This is a genomic window from Terrabacter sp. P2_E3 (genome assembly GCF_056403915.1).
Genome location: NZ_JBFUEN010000005.1, coordinates 91,527 through 107,241, shown reverse-complemented (window position 1 = coordinate 107,241; position 15,715 = coordinate 91,527). Strand labels below are relative to the sequence as shown.

The following is a 15,715-nucleotide window of genomic DNA, read 5'->3' as shown; positions in this document are numbered from 1 at the left end:
TCGGGGTGATGCGCGCCCGCCCCGACCAGGCCGACCATGGTGACCGGTGCTCTCGAGCGGGAGGGGTTGACGATGACAGCTGCACCGGCGCAGATGCCCGAGATGTCGCCCGTCAGGAGGGGCGAACGTCATGGCTGACGGGCCACCGACGACCGGCGCGACCGGCGCGACCGGCGAGACCGGCGCGGAGGCATCGACCCAGCCCAAGCGCGCGGCGCTCGTCCTGCTCGCCCTGATCACGGTCGCAGCGGTCGCGAATCTCAACCTGTCGGTCGCCAACGTCGCGCTGCCGTCGATCGGCCGCGCCTTCAGCTCCTCCCAGACGACGCTCGACCTCATCGCCGTCGGGTACTCCCTCGGGCTCGCCGGGTCGGTGCTCTACCTCGGAGCGATCGGCGACCGCTACGGCCGCAAGCTGCTGCTCATCCTCGGCATGGCGCTCTCCGTGCCGGCCTGCCTTCTGGCGGCCTACGCCCCCTCCGACGTCCTGCTGTTCCTGGGGCGGGTGCTCGGCGGCGTGTCCGCAGGGATGGCCTACCCGACGACCCTCGCGCTGATCGCCGCGCTGTGGGCCGGCCCCGCCCGGACCCGATCGATCGCCTTGTGGTCTGCGATCGGTGGCGGCATCGCGGCTCTGGGACCGCTGGTCGCCGGCTTCCTGCTCGAGCGCTTCTGGTGGGGGTCGGTCTTCCTCGTCACGCTTCCGTTGGCCGCGATCGCGCTCGTCATGGCCGTGATGCTCGTGCCGGCTCACGTGAACGAGACCACCGATCCGGTGGACAACCTCGGCGGCGTTCTGTCCGTCGTCCTCGTCGGCGCGCTGATCCTCGCGATCAACTTCGCTCCCGTCCCCGGCAAGGGCACGCTGGCACTCGGCCTCGCGGTCGTCGCGGCCGCCGCGCTGGTCGCGTTCGTCGTGCGACAGCGGCGGGCCTCCGTGCCGCTCTATGACCTCCACATCGCTGGGCGCCGTGTCTTCTGGGTGGCGGCGTGCGGGGGGATCATCGTCTTCGGCTCGCTGATGGCATCCGCCTTCGTCAGCCAGCAGTACCTCCAGAACGTCCTCGGCTACTCCACCTTCGAGGCCGGTGCGGCCTTCCTGCCGGCCGTGGTCTTCATGGTCCTCGTCGCGCCACGCTCCGCGAAGCTGATCGAGTCACGCGGATCCCGGTTCACGCTGCTCGCCGGCTACGTGTTCCTGTTCCTCGCGTTCGCCTGGATGCTCGGCTTCTGGTCCGAACGAAGCTCCTACTGGCAGATCGCCCTCGCCTACGCCTTCATCGGGATCGGCGTCGGGTTCGCCGGCACGCCGGCGTCGCACTCGCTCACCGGCTCCGTCCCGGTGCAGCGGGCCGGAATGGCTTCGGGCACCGCCGACCTGCAACGTGACCTCGGCGGTGCGATCATGCAGTCCGTCTTCGGGGCACTGCTCACCGCGGGGTATGCCGCCGCCGTCAGTGCCAGCATCGCCGCCGCCCCGAACGGCGACGAGATCACCAGCAGTGTGCAGAACGAGCTCACGAAGTCGTTTGCCGGCGCCGACGCCGTGGCCGGGCAGTATCCGCAGTACTCGGCGCAGATCATCGCCGGGGCCCGGGAGTCGTTCCTGTCGGGCGCCGACTGGGCCTATACGGCGGGCATCATCGCGATCCTCGGGGGTGCCGTCATCGTGTTCACCCTGTTCCCGAAGCACCAGGGAGAGCTGGAGCTGCTGGCGCGGTATCGCGCAGAGGACGCCCGGCCGACCAAGGAGGGAAGCCGCACATGAGTACGGATCGGCCCACCAGCGCGTCCCGGCTGGCTCCGGAGTCGCTGCGTGGCTACCAACGATCGTGGCTGAGGGCGGACATCATCGCGGGGCTCACCCTCGCGGCGGTGGCCATCCCCGAGACCATGGGCTACACCTCGATCGCCCAGGTGCCGGTGATCACCGGTCTCTACACGGTTCTCTTCCCGGCCCTCGTCTTCGCGCTGCTCGGCTCGTCCCGGCTCCTCGTCGTCGGGGCCGACTCCGCCACCGCAGCAATCCTGGCCGGCGGCCTCGCCGCCCTCGGGATCGCCGGGCTCACGCCGAACTCGCCGCAGTGGCTCGCCATGGCCTCGTTGACCGCGCTCATGTGCGGCGTCCTGCTCCTGCTCGCCCGACTGCTGCGGCTGGGGTTCCTCGGTGACTTCCTGTCCGCCTCGGTGCTGATCGGCTTCCTCACCGGCGTGGGCATCCAGGTCTTGACCGGCCAGCTGCCCGACATGCTCGGGATCCCCAAGGGAAAGGGCAACTGGTTCGAGCAGCAGTGGTCGATGCTGACCCGTCTGGGCGACACCAACCTGCCCACCCTGGCCTTCGCCCTGGGGACGCTCGCCATCATCCTCGGCTTCAAGCGCTTCGTGCCGAAGGTCCCGGGCGCGATCGTCGCGGTCATCCTGTCGATCATCCTGGCCTCCACCCTGCAGGTCTCGTCACACGGGGTGGCGATCGTCGGGCCGATGCAGGGCGGGTTCCCGCCGATCGGACTCCCCGGGGGAGTCGGCTGGTCCGATGTGCCGCAGCTGCTGGGCGTGGCCTTCTCCTGCTTCGTCCTCATCATCGCCCAGAGCGCCGCGACCTCGCGCAGCTTCGCCACCCGCCACGGCCAGCGGGTCGACATCAACCGGGACATCGTCGGCCTGAGCGGGGCCAACCTCGCCGCAGGCCTGAGCGGCACCTTCGTGGTCAACGGCAGCCCCACCAAGACACAGATCCTCGACGAGCAGAAGGGCAAGACCCAGGTGGCCAACGCCACCATGGCGCTGGTGGTGCTCGTCATCGTGCTGTTCTTCACCAGCGCCCTGACGAACCTGCCCAAGCCGGTGCTCGGGGCGATCGTGTTCCTCATCGGCGTCGACCTCATCGACATCGCCGGGCTGCGTCGGGTCTGGCAGGCCCGCCCCAGCGAGTTCTACATCGCGGTCCTCACGGCGGTCGTCGTGTTCGCCGTTGGCGTGGAGCAGGGCATCGTCCTGGCGGTGGTGCTCTCCATCGTGGAGATGGTGCGGCGCCAGTACCGACCGCACCGGTTCGTCATGGGCATCGACGCCGAGGGCGAGCCGACCTACGCCCGAGCGCAGCAGGGCATGCAGAGTGCGCCGGGGCTGCTCGTCTTCCGCTACGACGCCGACCTCTTCTACGCCAACGCCAACCAGTTCTCCGACGGGGTCCAGCAGCTCATCACGGCGACGCCGGACCCGGTGCGGTGGCTCGTGCTCGACTGCTCGTCGATCCCTGACATCGACTACTCGGCAGGGGCGGCGCTGCACCAGCTCGTGACGTTCGTCCACAACCGAGGAGCGACGGTGGCGCTGGCCGCCGTCGACCCGGACCTCCGCACGACCCTCGAGAAGCTCGGCGTCCTGCAGATGCTCTCCGTCGACCAGATCTACCCGACCGTCGCGGATGCCGTCGTTGCGTTCCGCTCGTCGTCGCCGAAGCCCGGCCCCGGCGCTCGACCAGCCGAGACGTAGGAGTTGTCATGACCGTTACAGGGACCCCATCGCACCTGAGCGCCGCCGAGCGACGGGCCCTCGGCAGGCAGGCGCGGCACCGCGTGCCGCTCGAGGCGCAGGCCGGCTGGCAACCACCGCCGGGACGGCTCGACCCGGTGGGCCTGCTCGAGGCCCAGAACGCGACCCGAGAGCCAGACCTCGTTCCGGTCCGGCACGGCCGGATGATGGTGTCCGCGTTCACCTTCTACCGCGGCTCGGCCGCGATCATGGCCGCCGACCTGGCCACCAGGCGGACCGCGAGGCTCGATGTGCAGCTGTGTGGCGACGCCCACCTCTCGAACTTCGGGGTCTACGCATCGCCGGAACGGCAGCTGCTCTTCGACCTCAATGACTTCGACGAGACGCTGCCCGGCCCGTTCGAGTTCGACGTCTGGCGGTTGGCCGCCAGCTTCGTCATCGCGGCGCGCCACAACCAGTTCGAGCCCTCGGACGTCCGCGAGATCTGCCTGACCGTGGGCAGGTCCTACCGGGAGGCGATGGCGGAGTTCGCACAGCAGGACACGCTGGACGTCTGGTATGCCCGCCTGTCCGAAGCCGAGCTGCGAGCAGGGATGAAGCAGGCCCGCCGGAGCCTGGTGGCCCTGGACAAGGACAGCAAGGGCCACCAGCACGCCGCGGCCAAACACGCGGGCGCGTCGATCAAGTCAGGGGAGGCCCTGCTGCGGAAGGCACACCGCCGGACCAACCTGCAGGCGCTGGCCAAGCTCACCGAGGTCGTCGACGGAAGGCAGCGCATCGTCAGCCAACCACCCGTGCTCATCCCGCGCCGCGAGCTCGAGAAGTACTACGAGCTGGACGCCGCCGACGTCGAGGACATCATCAGGCAGTTCTTCGCGCGCTACAGCGTGACGCTGAGCGACAGCCAGCGGCGCCTGCTCGACCGGTACACGATCGTCGACGTCGCCCGCAAGGTCGTCGGCGTCGGCTCCGTGGGGACCAGGGCCTTCGTGGCGCTGCTGGAGGGTCGCGACGAGAGGGACCCCCTGTTCCTCCAGGTGAAGGAGGCGACCCGGTCCGTCCTCGAGGCGCACCTGCCCACCAGCGCGTACGCCGACTCGGGCCAGCGCGTCGTCGAGGGCCAACGCCTGCTCCAGTCGGCGTCAGACATCTTCCTCGGCTGGTCCGCGGGCATCGAGACGGACCGCTTCTACTACTGGCGCCAGCTCAGAGACATGAAGGGGGCGGCGGTCGTCGAGGCGATGATCCCGGCCGGCATGACCTTCTACGCGCAGATCTGCGGCTGGACGCTGGCCCGCGCACACGCGAGGACGGGCGACCCCGTCGCCATCGCGGCCTACCTCGGCCGCAAGCGGCGGTTCGAGAAGGCAGTCGCCGAGTTCGCGGAACACTACGCCGTCCAGAACGACCACGACTACGAGGCCTTTCTGGACGCCATCAGCTCGGGCCGGATCGAAGCGCGTGAAGGGGTCTGAGGTGATGGTCGGATCCTCGCCGCAGCACGCTGAAGACCCCGCGCCACCGGTGACGGCCATCCTGATCGCGCCCCCGCGTCGAGTGGTCGTCGTGGCGCTGCTCCGGGTCACCCTGTCGCTGGTCGTGGCCGTCGTCGTCTACTTCCGCATCCCGCTCACAGGGTCGTCGGACGCGCGGTCGATCACGATCTTCGTCTCCGGGTTGGTCGTCGTCGTCGTGACGCTCGCCTTCCAGACCCGCGGAATCGTTCGTTCGCCGTTTCCCCTGCTCCGGACGGTGGAAGCCCTCGCGACGACGGGTCCGCTGTTCCTCATCGTTTTCGCCAGCTCGCACTACGTCATCGACAACGTCGATCCCGGCAGCTACACGCAGCCGATGACACGGCTCGATGCCCTCTACTACACGGTGACGACGTTCGCGACCGTCGGTTACGGGGACATCTCACCCGTGTCGCAGACCGCGCGCCTCGTGGCAACGCTGCAGATGCTGCTCGGTCTCGTCTTCCTGGGCCTCGTGGCGCGGGTCATCACCGGAGCAACGCGACTCGGGATGAAGCGGCGGCGCGAGGACCACGAGAGCTGACCGCCCGATCACGGCGGAGACCACGACCCAGTCCCCCTGCCGGGTCGATCGACCAGCGATCACCCCGTAGGAGTTGGGCTGCGATGGATCGGGATCGTCCGTGGCTCCGTCGAGCCGGCCGGGCCGTCAGCCGACCAGCTCGTGGAGGTGGACGCCGTGGTCCGTGGCGATCAGCTCGGCGGCCTTCTCGCCGATCATGATGGCCGCGGCGTTGGTGTTGCCGCTGACGACGTTCGGCATCACGCTCGCATCGGCGACACGCAGGGCCCCGATGCCGTGCACCCGCAGCCGCGGGTCGACGACCTCACCGATCCGGCAGGTCGACGTCGCGTGGTAGACGGTCAGCGCGTAGTGGCGGGCCAGGTCCTCCAGCAACGCGTCGCTCGGTTCGGATCCGACCTCGTGGCCGTGGGCCCGCGCCAGGTGCGGCGGGATGACCGGCTCACCGAGGCCGCCGCCGGGCCACGCCTTCGCGATCTCGAGGGCCCGGCGCATCACGGCGACCATGACCAACACGTCGTGCGGGTCGCCGAAGTAGTTGAACGCGATGCGCGGTGGGACCGCTGGGTCGGCGCTGGCCAGCGTCACCGAACCCTCGGAGTGGGGTTGCACCGGATTCGGCAGCACGACCACCTGGCCGTGCGTCGGGTCGAGGAAGGACTCCGGGTCCTCGAAGAACGCGGACGGCGGGAGTCGGAAGACGCCCTCCCAGATCGCCGGTGTGTACCCGGTCGCGAGGAAGCCGATCTGCGCATCATGGGTGTGCTCGTCGCCCAGCCCGGTCGAGAAGAACGCGACGGCGTCGTAGAGCGAGGATGACGCGATGCCGCGGCCGGTCGTGAACCACTCGCCGATGCGGCGCTCGGCTTCGGCCTTGGCAGCGGCCAGGGGCTCGGGGAGGTCGACATCGTCGGCCGGGTCGGCCGGGAGCGGACCAGCCGGCGCCCGGAGCGCGTCCGGGCCGAGGGACATGGCGACCTCGGTCATCGTCTCGCCGATGCCGTCGGCGGCGAACATCAAGGGCGTGTGGAGGTGGTCCTTGAGGTGACGCCCCACGTCCGGGAGGTCGACGAGGCAGTCCACCCCGACGGTGGCGAGCTCGTCGCGGGCTCCGACCCCCGAGAGGAGCAGGAGGTGCGGCGACCCGATGGCGCCCGCGCACAGCACCACCTCGGCGCCCGCGGCCACCTCCTCGAGGGTGCCGTCCCCGGTGCGGTAGGCGACCCCGGTGGCGCGGGCCCCGTCCCCGTCCGCCTCGATGAGGATCCGCTCGACGAGCGCGCCGGTGACCACGGTGAGGTTCTCGCGGTCCATCGCGGGTTCGAGGTAGGCGTGGAAGGTCGAGCTGCGCCGGCCGTCCTTCGTCGTCGTCTGGAAGAGCGAGGCCACCCCCTGGGGTTCGAGGCGGTCGCGACCGTTGTAGTCACCTTGCTTCAGGCCCGTGGCGCCCGCGGCCTCGACGAACTGGTTCGAGGCGCGGAGGATCGGCTGGCGTACCGACACACCCAGCGGTCCGTGGTGGCCGTGCACGTCGAGGTCGGAGTGCAGCTCGGGACTGTGCACGAAGCCCTCGGCCTTGCGGAAGTACGGCAGGACCTCGTCGTAGGACCAGCCCTCCGCGCCGCCCGCGGCCCACGAGTCGAAGTCGCCGGGGTGACCTCGCACGTATGCCATGTAGTTGAGGCCGGAGGAGCCGCCGAGCATCTTTCCCCGCGGCACCATCATCTGGCCCCCGACGAGGCCCCTTCCGACTCCACCGGGGTCGCCGTTGTACATCCAGTCGGTCGCGGGGTCGTTCTGCAGGCTCGCGACCGCCGCCGGCACGAGCTCAGCGGGCGGGGGCGGGCCGCCGGCCTCGAGCAGGCACACCGTGACAGCCGGGTCCTCGCTCAGCCGGGCAGCGACCACGGCGCCCGCCGATCCCGCCCCCACGATCACGTAGTCGTACGTCGAGCCCATCGTTACCACCTCGTCGTGGTGCCTCGCCGAGCGGCGGGGACGGTCTCGCCACGCAACCACACTCCGGGAGGGGAGACAAGGGAGCCGGCGTCCCAGCGGCGACGTCGGTCAGCCAGTCAGTGGAGGGTCTCGTGGTGACGGCACATCTCGACGAACGTCGCGATGCGCGCGGCCCGGGTCTCCGGCTTCTTGGCGTCGCCGATGCGGTAGAGGATCGCGTAGCGGTTGGCGCCCGTGAGTGTCTCGAAGAACGCCTTGGCCTCCGGGTCGGCAGCGAGCGCGGCGGCCAGGTCGTCGGGTACGGTCGCGCTCTTCTGACCGGCATACGCTGCCGCCCACCGGCCGTCCGCCTTCGCCGCGTCGACCTTTGCCTGCCCTGCCGGGCGCATGCGGCCGGCCGTGATCAGCGCCTCGGCCTTGTCCCGGTTGATCTGCGACCACTTGCTCCGCGGTCCTCGCGGGGTGAACCTCTGCAACCAGTAGGTCTCGTCGTAGCCCCGCTTCTGCCCGTCGATCCAGCCGTGACAGAGGGCGACGTCGAGCGCCTCGGCGTAGGTGACCGTCTCGGCCGCCCCCGCCTTGCCGATCTTGAGCCAGAAGCCGCGGCGGTCGAGGTGGTGCTCGTCAAACCAGGCCTCGCAGTCGGAGAGCGTGGCGAACGAGATCACCGGCTCACCGGCCAGCTCCTCCGGCGCCTGCTCGTCGGACATACGGCCATCCTGTCATCGGCCGCCGACGGGGTGGCCGGCTGCCGCTGGGCGCCAGGGCTCGTGCTGGTGCGAGAGCCAGCCCTCGTCGGGGGCGAGTGCCCGGATCAGCCGCTGGCCCTCGGTGCGCGGATGGTCGAGCTCGTCGAAGAAGACCGCCGTGTCACCGGCGATGACGACGGAGCGACCGCCCGTGCGGACGACCACGACCTGCGAGCCTCGCGTGTGGCCGGGGGCCGACACGAGCTGGATGCCGGGCAGCAGCTCGAGCGTGCCGTCGACGGTCTCGTAGTGCACTCCCGGCGCCTCGACCCACTCGCGGATCGTGTAGTCGTCCTGGGCCCGCGCGTCATCCAGCTCCGCCCTCTGGACATACACCGGCTTGCCGGCGAAGAGGTGGTTGCCACCGCAGTGGTCGAAGTGCAGATGGGTGTTGACCACGACGTCGATGCCGGCCACGGCGAAGCCGGACTGCTCGCTCAGTGGAGTCAGCCGAGGATCCATGTCGTCGACCGCAGGGTGCAGCTGCGTCATGCCGGTGTCGACCAGCACGCGCGCGTCGGGATGGTCGATGACGTGCACGTACACCGGCATCCGCTCGCCGTCGGCCAGCAGCTCGGCAACGAGGACGGGAGTCACCGTCACCGTCGAGAGCCCGCCTTCCGACGCCTCGCTCTTCTCGTCCAGTGGATCACCCATGGCGCAAGTCTGGGGCAGAGCGGCGGACGACGGTGGCCAAGTGCCGAAGTCGGCCACCGTCGCTCGCCGATGCGTCCTGCGTCAGTCGCCGGGCGCGTCCGGGCCGGTGGAGATCTGGCGCAGCGTCGAGATCACCGTGACCTCGGGCCAGTGCTCGGCGTGCAGCTCGGCGAACTTCCGCTGGTCGGCCACGGCCTCCTCGACGCTGTCGTACTGCAGGATCGACCATCCGCCGATGACCTCCTTGGACTCGGCGTACGGTCCGTCGTGCTGGGTGATCTCACCCTGGCTGACGACGAAGTTCACGGCGTCCTCCGTCCCGTAGAGCCCACCACCGTCGAGGAACACGCCCGCGGCGGCCCGCTCGCCGATGTGGACGTCCATCGCGTCGAAGAGCGCCTGCGGCGGCGTCCCGATCCCCTCTTCCATCCTCACGAACCCCATGAAACGCGGCATGTCGATCACTCCTCCTGGTTGCTGTGGTGTCCTTCGTACTCGTACGTCGACCGGGTGGGCAGGTCCTCGACACACGTCTCGAGAATTCTTCGGAAGCCCAGAATGATCCGCTCCGCCATGCCCCGACGGTGTCGTCACCCAGCACTAGAGTCGGCACGGTCGCCAAGCATCTGCCTCGCGGCGACCACCGGCGAGCGCCTGGACCATCACGGAGGACACCGATGTCACGCACCCGGATCCACAACTTCTCGATCTCCCTCGACGGGTTCGCCACCGGCGAGCCGCAGTCGCTCGAGACCCCCTTCGGGCACGCCGGCCAGAAGCTCCACACGTGGATGATGCGCACCCAGTACTGGGACCCGGACGGCACCGACGGGGTCGACCACGCCTACGCCGAGCGCCACGGCCCCGGCATCGGCGCGGAGATCATGGGCGCCAACAAGTTCGGCCCGCCCGGCTGGCACGACGACCCGGACTGGAAGGGGTGGTGGGGCCCCAACCCGCCGTTCCACACACCCGTCTTCGTCCTCACCCACCACGCCCGCCCCTCCCTCGAGATGGAGGGCGGCAACGTCTTCCACTTCCTCGAGGCCACCCCGGGCGAGGCGCTCGAGACGGCCCGCGCGGCCGCCGACGGCCAGGACATCCGGATCGGTGGCGGCGCCACCGTCGTCCGCGACTTCCTCGCCGCCGGGCTCGTCGACCACCTGCACCTCGTCCAGGTCCCGATCGTGCTCGGCCGCGGCGTCCGCCTCTGGGACGGTCTCGAGGGAGTCGAGGACGCCTTCGACATCGAGACCGTCGCCTCCCCGACCGGTGTCACGCACTTCACCTTCACCCGCAAGGCGTCGTGAGGTCACGTCCCACGCCGGCCCGGGCACGCGGCATACGCCATCGGTGGGGGTGACGCGTCCAAACGGGCACTGGCAGGCTGGCTGCATGATTCTGCCGAAGGTGCGCGACCCGCGCCTCGTGACGATCCGCCGTGGCGGACTGCTCACCGACGAGGATCACCGGCTGCTGTCGCTGTGGGCCGCCACGTGCGCTGAGCACGTGCTGCATCTCTTCGAGGCGGAGGCGTCGTCGGACACTCGCCCTCGGGACGCCATCGATGCGGCTCGGGCGTGGGCCCGCGGCGAGATGAGGATGATGGATGCGCGAGCCCGCGGTGGGCTTGCGATGGGAGCCGCCCGGCCGCTGCAGGGAGCCGCCCGGTTTGCGGCATACGCTGCCGGCCAGGCAGCCTGCGTGGGCCACGTGGCCGAGCACGACCTGGGCGCCTCCGCGTACGCGATCAAGGCCGCTCGCGCTGCACACCCCCACGAGGTCGACGCCGGACGGCTCGAGCGTGACTGGCAGCGAGACCAGCTCGACGCCCGGGTCTGCGCACTCGTCCTCGACGACCAGGTCCGCCGGAACGCCATCTGCTGGGGCGTCTTCGAGGACTGACGATGCCAGGCCCCCAGCACCGGCCAGGCGGCCACGGGCCCACGCCACACGGCATACGCCATCGGTCGACGTGGCGCGGCTAGCGTGTGGGCCGTGACGACAGACCTGACGGCAGACGAGACCACCGACCACGCCGCGATCCAGGGGATGGTCGACGCGTTCTTCGGGGCGTTCGTCTCGGGGCCCGGCTGCGCCGAGCGGATGGACCTGCTGCGCGGGCTGCTGCTCCCGCGGGCCGTCATCGTGCGCACGTGCGGGATGGAGCCCGCGGTCATGGGTGTCGAGGAGTTCATCGCACCGCGGGAAGCGCTGCTGACCGGCGGCTCGCTCACCGACTTCCGCGAGTGGCCCGCCACGGGGCGCGTCGAGGTCTTCGGCGACATCGCGCACTGGTTCGGCAGCTACGCCAAGGCGGGCACGCAGGAGGGCGAGCCGTTCACCGGGCGCGGGATGAAGACGATCCAGCTCGTCCGCACCGCCGACGGGTGGCGGATCAGCGCAGCCGCGTGGGACGACGAGCGCGAGGGCCTGACGCTGCCGACCGACGCCGGCTGAGACCACCCGGATCCAGCCGGCGCCCGGCTGCGGTTCACTGGGATCGTGGCTGCGCAACGCCTGGGGACCGCGCCCCTGCCGGACGGGACGCGGGTCGCGTATGCCGTCACCGGCGGCGGTCCGTTCCTCGTCGTCGCCCCGGGTTGGCTGAGCCACCTCGAGATGGGGTGGGCCATCCCGGCCGAGCGGATGTTCCACGAGGCGCTGTCGTCCGGACGCACGCTCGTGCGCTACGACCGCCCCGGCTGCGGCCTCTCCGACGCCTACGACGGTCCCCGCAACATGGACCTCGAGGTCGCGACGATCGGTGCCGTGGCCGACGCGGTCGGCGCCGAGCGGTTCGACCTGCTGGGCTGGTCGCTCGGCGCGGCGGCGGCCGTGCAGTGGGCCGCCGAGCGGCCCGAGACCGTGTCGCGGCTCGTGCTCTACGGCGGGTGGCCCACCGGCAGCTCCATCGGTGACGACGACAGCCGGCACCACGTGCTCGGCCTGCTCGCCACCCACTGGGGACTCGGGTCGGACCTGCTCACCGACGTCTTCGCCCCCGACGCGGACGCGGGCACGAGGCGCACGCTGGCTCGCTACCAACGCGCTGCCTCCTCGGCCGAGACGGCGGTCGCGCTGCTGCGTCTCGCCTACGACCTCGACGTCAGCCCGGACCTCAGGCAGGTGGCCGCGCCGACCCTCGTGCTGCACCGGCGCGGCGATCGGGCGGCACCGATCGCCGGGGGACGCACTCTCGCACAGGCGATCCCGGGCGCCGAGCTCGTCGAGCTCGAGGGCCGCTCGCACCTCCCCGCCATCGGCGACGCGCAGTCGGTCGTCGAGCAGGTGCGGCACTTCCTCGGCCTGCCGACGTTGCGCCGGGCCGTGCCGACCGGGCTGACGACGCGCCAGACGGAGGTCGCAGCACTGGTCGCGGAGGGCCTGACGAACCGCCAGATCGCCGACCGGCTCGGCATCACCGAACGGTCCGCCGAGTCGCACCTCGAGCGGATCCGCGTGCGCCTCGGGTTCAGCTCCCGCGCGCAGGTGGCCGCCTGGTACGTCGCCCGGACCCCATAGAAAGAGACCCCGAGAAGTGGGGTAGTTCCACGGCTGTGCTGCTGACTGTCCGTGGACAGCATGAGGAGATGACCCGACGCATCGTGCCCCTCGCCGTCTCCGCCGCCGCCTGGTGCGGCTTCGTCGCCATCACCGCGTGGACGATGGCCTTCCTCGCCGGCGCGCTGCTCCCCCGCACCGTCGACGGCCCGGCACGCACGAGCACCGGTTGGGCCGTCGCCGTCGACCTCGCCCTCCTGCTGCTCTTCGCCCTCCAGCACTCGGTGATGGCGCGCCGCCCGGCGAAGGCCTGGCTCCGGCGCCGGGTCCCGGCCGAGCTCGAGCGCACCACCTACGTACTCGCGACCGACGTCTGCCTCGCCCTCCTGCTGGCGCTGTGGCAACCGTGGGACCAGGTCGTCTGGCACGTCGAGGGGATGGCGGCATACGCCCTCTGGTCGCTGTGCGCGGCGGGCTGGGCCCTCGCGGTCGCGGCGACCTTCGCCGTCGACCACCTCGAGCTGATCGGGCTCAGGCAGGCCGGCTGGGGCGCCCGGACGACCCTGTCCGACGACGGACCCGCGGTGCTGCAGGTCAGCGGGCTCCACGCGATCGTGCGGCATCCGTTGATGACCGGGATGGTGCTCGCGTTCTGGGCCACCCCGCGGATGAGCGCGCCCCACCTGCTCTTCGCCGTCGCCGCGACCGGCTACATCGCCGTCGGGATCGCCTTCGAGGAGCGCGACCTCCGCCGCACGTTCGGGGCGGACTACGACGCGTATGCCGCCCGCGTCCCGGCGCTCGTGCCCGGCCTCCGGCTGGGGCGTGCGGCGCACGTGGCGGCGCCGTCAGGGCGCGACCGGGCCTGACCACCTCGCGGTCGAGGCAGCAGTCACTCGCCGCGGATGCGGTCCGGCTTGAGGAGCACGAGGGCCAGCGCGACGAGCAGACCGGCGACGATGCCGACGACGAGCCCGCGGCCGACGTCCTGGGTCAGCGCGCCGCCCATGAGCCCGGCGAGCGCCCCGATCGACGCGCACCCGGTGAACGTCGCGATCACCTTGGCCCAGAAGGGCGCCTGCACCTGACCTGCCATGCCGCCACAGTAGTCGCGCACGTGTCCCGCGGATGCCTGGCCGCAGATCCGTCGCCCTGTCCCCGCGCTCGGCTAGCGTCTCGGGCATGGTGGTCCACCGGCTCACGGTCGAGCAGGCACGTCGCATCGCGGTGCACGCGCAGCTGCTCGACCTGCCGCGCCCGACCGATCTCGTGCAGACCGTCGAGCGCCTGACCTTCCTCCAGATCGACCCCACCGCGGCCATCGCGCCGAGCGCCGACCTCGTCCTGTGGAGCCGGCTCGGCCGCACCTATGACCCCGCCGACCTGACGAAGACCGTCGAGCACGACCGCACCCTCGTCGAGACCGTCGCCTACGTGCGCAGCCCGACGGACATCCCCGCCGTCATCGCCGAGGTGCGCGAGGCCGAGCCCTACCCCTTCATGGCCACCTGGCTCGAGGCCAACGACTCCTTCCGCCGCGACATCCTCGCCACGCTCGAGGCCGACGGTCCGCTCCTCTCCCGCGACATCCCCGACACGAGCGTCGTCCCCTGGCCCTCGACCGGCTGGACGAACAACCGCAACATCACGAAGATGCTCGAGGCCCTGGCGCTGCGCGGCGAGGTCGCCATCTCCGGACGCAAGGGCCGCCAGCGCTACTTCGACCTCCCCAAGCGCGTCTACCCGCCCGACCTGCCGAGGCTCACGCTCGAGCAGGCCGTCGACCACCGCAACGAGCGCCGGCTCGCCGCCCTCGGGATCGCCCGCGCCACCGGCACCGTCATGCCCGGCGAGGGCAACTACGTCGGCGACGCCGGTGAGCCCGCCGAGGTCGACGGCGTGCCGGGCACGTGGCGCGTCGACCCGGCATACCTCGACGTCGCCGACAGCTTCACGGGCCGGACCGCGCTGCTCAGCCCGTTCGACCGGCTCATCCACGACCGGGTCCGCGCCGAGCAGCTCTGGGGGTTCGAGTACATCCTCGAGATGTACAAGCCCAAGGACCAACGGCGCTGGGGCTACTTCGCGCTGCCGATCCTCCACCACGACCGCCTCGTCGGGAAGCTCGACGCCCAGGCCGATCGCAAGGCCGGCACCCTCGTCGTCAACGCCGTCCACGAGGACGTCCGCTTCACCAAGGCCATCCGGTCCGCCGTCGACCGCGAGATCGCCGACCTCGCGACGTGGCTCGGACTCACCCTCAGCGGCCCCGCCGCGCCCTAGACCCCGCACCACACTGACCTCCAGGAGAGCACCGTGCGCAGGATCGTCGCCTACGTCATCACCTCCCTCGACGGCTCCGTCGACGACCCCACCCGCTGCTTCCCACCCGACGTCGACCCCGACAAGCCGCAGCCGCCGACCTTCGACGACGTCCTCATCGAGCGTGAGACCGCGCTCATCGGGCAGCAGGACGCCGTGCTCCTCGGCCGCCACATGTATGACGAGTGGGCGCGCTACTGGCCGACCTCCGACGAGCAGCCGTTCGCCGACTTCATCAACGGCGTCACGAAATACGTCGTCACCTCCACCCCGCTCACCACACAGTGGGGCGAGGCCGAAGCCGTCCAGGGACCGCTCGCCGACATCGTCCGCGACCTGAAAGCCTTGCCCGGCAACGACATCGGCGTCCACGGCAGCATTCAGCTCGCGCAGTCACTCCTGGCCGAGGGTCTGGTCGACGAGCTGCATCTCGCCGTCGCGCCGGTCCTCGACCCCGAGGGCCGCCGCCTCTTCGACGGCCTGCCCGAGCTGCAGCGCCTGACCCTCGTCAGCGCGACTCCCACGCCCGGCGGGGCCCTCTGGCTCGTCTACCGCCCTGCCTCCCCGGTCTCGTAGGCGCGCCGCCGACCCAGGGTCCCGCTGACGCGGTAGCCGCGCATCGCCCGCTGCGACTGCGCCGAGAGGATCGACCCGTCGCTCTGGTGCGAGAGCACCGACAGGCGCGACATGTTCGACAGCAGCGACGCCATGCTCATCGACGACCCGACCGACAGGAACGACGCGAACGACCCGACGCTGCTGATCGAGAGCACCGACCCCACGCTCCCGATCGAGAGCACCGACCCCGTCGACCCGATCGACAGGAACGAGTCCCGCGACGCGATCGACCACTTCCCCGTGCGCGATGTCGCCATGACCGCAGCCTAGGCACGCGTACCCAATTCCGATGGCGTATGCCGTCCCGCCCGCTCTCCGAGGTATCACCCCCTCCGCCCGCTCCTCCTCTC

17 protein-coding genes are annotated in these 15,715 nt (G+C 70.9%); 11 read left to right on the top strand and 6 right to left on the bottom strand.

The window, feature by feature from the left end; translation table 11 throughout:
- The first annotated feature begins 130 nt into the window (after positions 1-130).
- Genes AC1DW8_RS08280 through AC1DW8_RS08265 form a run of 4 tightly spaced genes read left to right on the top strand, consistent with a single transcriptional unit; the run spans position 131 to position 5,556 of the window.
- Positions 131-1,768: an MFS transporter gene (locus tag AC1DW8_RS08280; RefSeq protein WP_478093183.1), complete on the top strand. Its 1,638-nt coding sequence runs from the start codon at positions 131-133 to the stop codon at positions 1,766-1,768.
- Positions 1,765-3,498 carry a SulP family inorganic anion transporter gene (locus AC1DW8_RS08275; protein ID WP_478093181.1) on the top strand — a complete coding sequence of 578 codons (1,734 nt, stop codon included), beginning with the start codon at positions 1,765-1,767 and terminating at the stop codon, positions 3,496-3,498. Before AC1DW8_RS08280 ends, AC1DW8_RS08275 begins: the two co-directional genes overlap by 4 nt.
- 8 nt (positions 3,499-3,506) lie before the next feature.
- On the top strand, positions 3,507-4,973 hold the full coding sequence (locus AC1DW8_RS08270) for a DUF2252 domain-containing protein (protein ID WP_478093179.1): 1,467 nt from the start codon (positions 3,507-3,509) through the stop codon (positions 4,971-4,973).
- 49 nt (positions 4,974-5,022) lie between these two features.
- Positions 5,023-5,556 (top strand): potassium channel family protein, encoded by a 534-nt coding sequence (locus AC1DW8_RS08265; protein WP_056779403.1) that lies wholly within the window; start codon positions 5,023-5,025, stop codon positions 5,554-5,556.
- A 126-nt stretch (positions 5,557-5,682) separates the two neighbouring features.
- Here the strand turns inward: AC1DW8_RS08265 and AC1DW8_RS08260 are convergent, their stop codons facing one another.
- The 4 genes from AC1DW8_RS08260 to AC1DW8_RS08245 form a co-directional block, all read right to left on the bottom strand.
- Positions 5,683-7,515, bottom strand: a complete 1,833-nt coding sequence (locus AC1DW8_RS08260; RefSeq protein WP_478093177.1) for a GMC family oxidoreductase — start codon at positions 7,513-7,515, stop codon at positions 5,683-5,685.
- Positions 7,516-7,631: 116 nt separating this feature from the next.
- Positions 7,632-8,225 (bottom strand): YdeI/OmpD-associated family protein, encoded by a 594-nt coding sequence (locus AC1DW8_RS08255; protein ID WP_478093175.1) that lies wholly within the window; start codon positions 8,223-8,225, stop codon positions 7,632-7,634.
- A gap of 12 nt (positions 8,226-8,237) precedes the next feature.
- Entirely contained in the window at positions 8,238-8,921 is a 684-nt protein-coding gene (locus AC1DW8_RS08250) for an MBL fold metallo-hydrolase (RefSeq protein ID WP_478093174.1), read from the bottom strand.
- Positions 8,922-9,002: 81 nt separating this feature from the next.
- Positions 9,003-9,350: a YciI family protein gene (locus tag AC1DW8_RS08245; protein ID WP_478093426.1), complete on the bottom strand. Its 348-nt coding sequence runs from the start codon at positions 9,348-9,350 to the stop codon at positions 9,003-9,005.
- Positions 9,351-9,598: 248 nt separating this feature from the next.
- On the opposite strand from AC1DW8_RS08245, the gene AC1DW8_RS08240 reads away from it, so the two are divergent.
- From AC1DW8_RS08240 to AC1DW8_RS08220, 5 genes are all read left to right on the top strand, one after another.
- Positions 9,599-10,231: a dihydrofolate reductase family protein gene (locus tag AC1DW8_RS08240; RefSeq protein ID WP_056823174.1), complete on the top strand. Its 633-nt coding sequence runs from the start codon at positions 9,599-9,601 to the stop codon at positions 10,229-10,231.
- Positions 10,232-10,316: 85 nt separating this feature from the next.
- Positions 10,317-10,826: a putative immunity protein gene (locus AC1DW8_RS08235; protein ID WP_056779418.1), complete on the top strand. Its 510-nt coding sequence runs from the start codon at positions 10,317-10,319 to the stop codon at positions 10,824-10,826.
- Positions 10,827-10,919: 93 nt separating this feature from the next.
- On the top strand, positions 10,920-11,381 hold the full coding sequence (locus tag AC1DW8_RS08230; RefSeq protein WP_478093171.1) for a DUF4440 domain-containing protein: 462 nt from the start codon (positions 10,920-10,922) through the stop codon (positions 11,379-11,381).
- Positions 11,382-11,426: 45 nt separating this feature from the next.
- Positions 11,427-12,446, top strand: a complete 1,020-nt coding sequence (locus AC1DW8_RS08225; RefSeq protein WP_478093169.1) for an alpha/beta fold hydrolase — start codon at positions 11,427-11,429, stop codon at positions 12,444-12,446.
- Between the two features lie 68 nt (positions 12,447-12,514).
- On the top strand, positions 12,515-13,294 hold the full coding sequence (locus AC1DW8_RS08220) for a methyltransferase family protein (protein WP_478093167.1): 780 nt from the start codon (positions 12,515-12,517) through the stop codon (positions 13,292-13,294).
- A gap of 23 nt (positions 13,295-13,317) precedes the next feature.
- On the opposite strand, the gene AC1DW8_RS08215 is transcribed toward AC1DW8_RS08220, so the two are convergent.
- Positions 13,318-13,521: a hypothetical protein gene (locus AC1DW8_RS08215; protein WP_056779426.1), complete on the bottom strand. Its 204-nt coding sequence runs from the start codon at positions 13,519-13,521 to the stop codon at positions 13,318-13,320.
- Positions 13,522-13,607: 86 nt separating this feature from the next.
- Between AC1DW8_RS08215 and AC1DW8_RS08210 the strand changes: the two genes are divergently transcribed.
- Together AC1DW8_RS08210 and AC1DW8_RS08205 are read left to right on the top strand one after the other, a co-directional pair.
- On the top strand, positions 13,608-14,708 hold the full coding sequence (locus AC1DW8_RS08210; protein ID WP_478093165.1) for a DNA glycosylase AlkZ-like family protein: 1,101 nt from the start codon (positions 13,608-13,610) through the stop codon (positions 14,706-14,708).
- Between the two features lie 33 nt (positions 14,709-14,741).
- Positions 14,742-15,323, top strand: coding sequence for a dihydrofolate reductase family protein (locus AC1DW8_RS08205; RefSeq protein WP_056823183.1), 582 nt, complete (start codon positions 14,742-14,744; stop codon positions 15,321-15,323).
- Here AC1DW8_RS08205 and AC1DW8_RS08200 read toward each other — a convergent pair.
- Positions 15,296-15,622: a hypothetical protein gene (locus AC1DW8_RS08200; protein WP_478093163.1), complete on the bottom strand. Its 327-nt coding sequence runs from the start codon at positions 15,620-15,622 to the stop codon at positions 15,296-15,298. The genes AC1DW8_RS08205 and AC1DW8_RS08200 overlap by 28 nt on opposite strands.
- Positions 15,623-15,715: the final 93 nt, after the last annotated feature.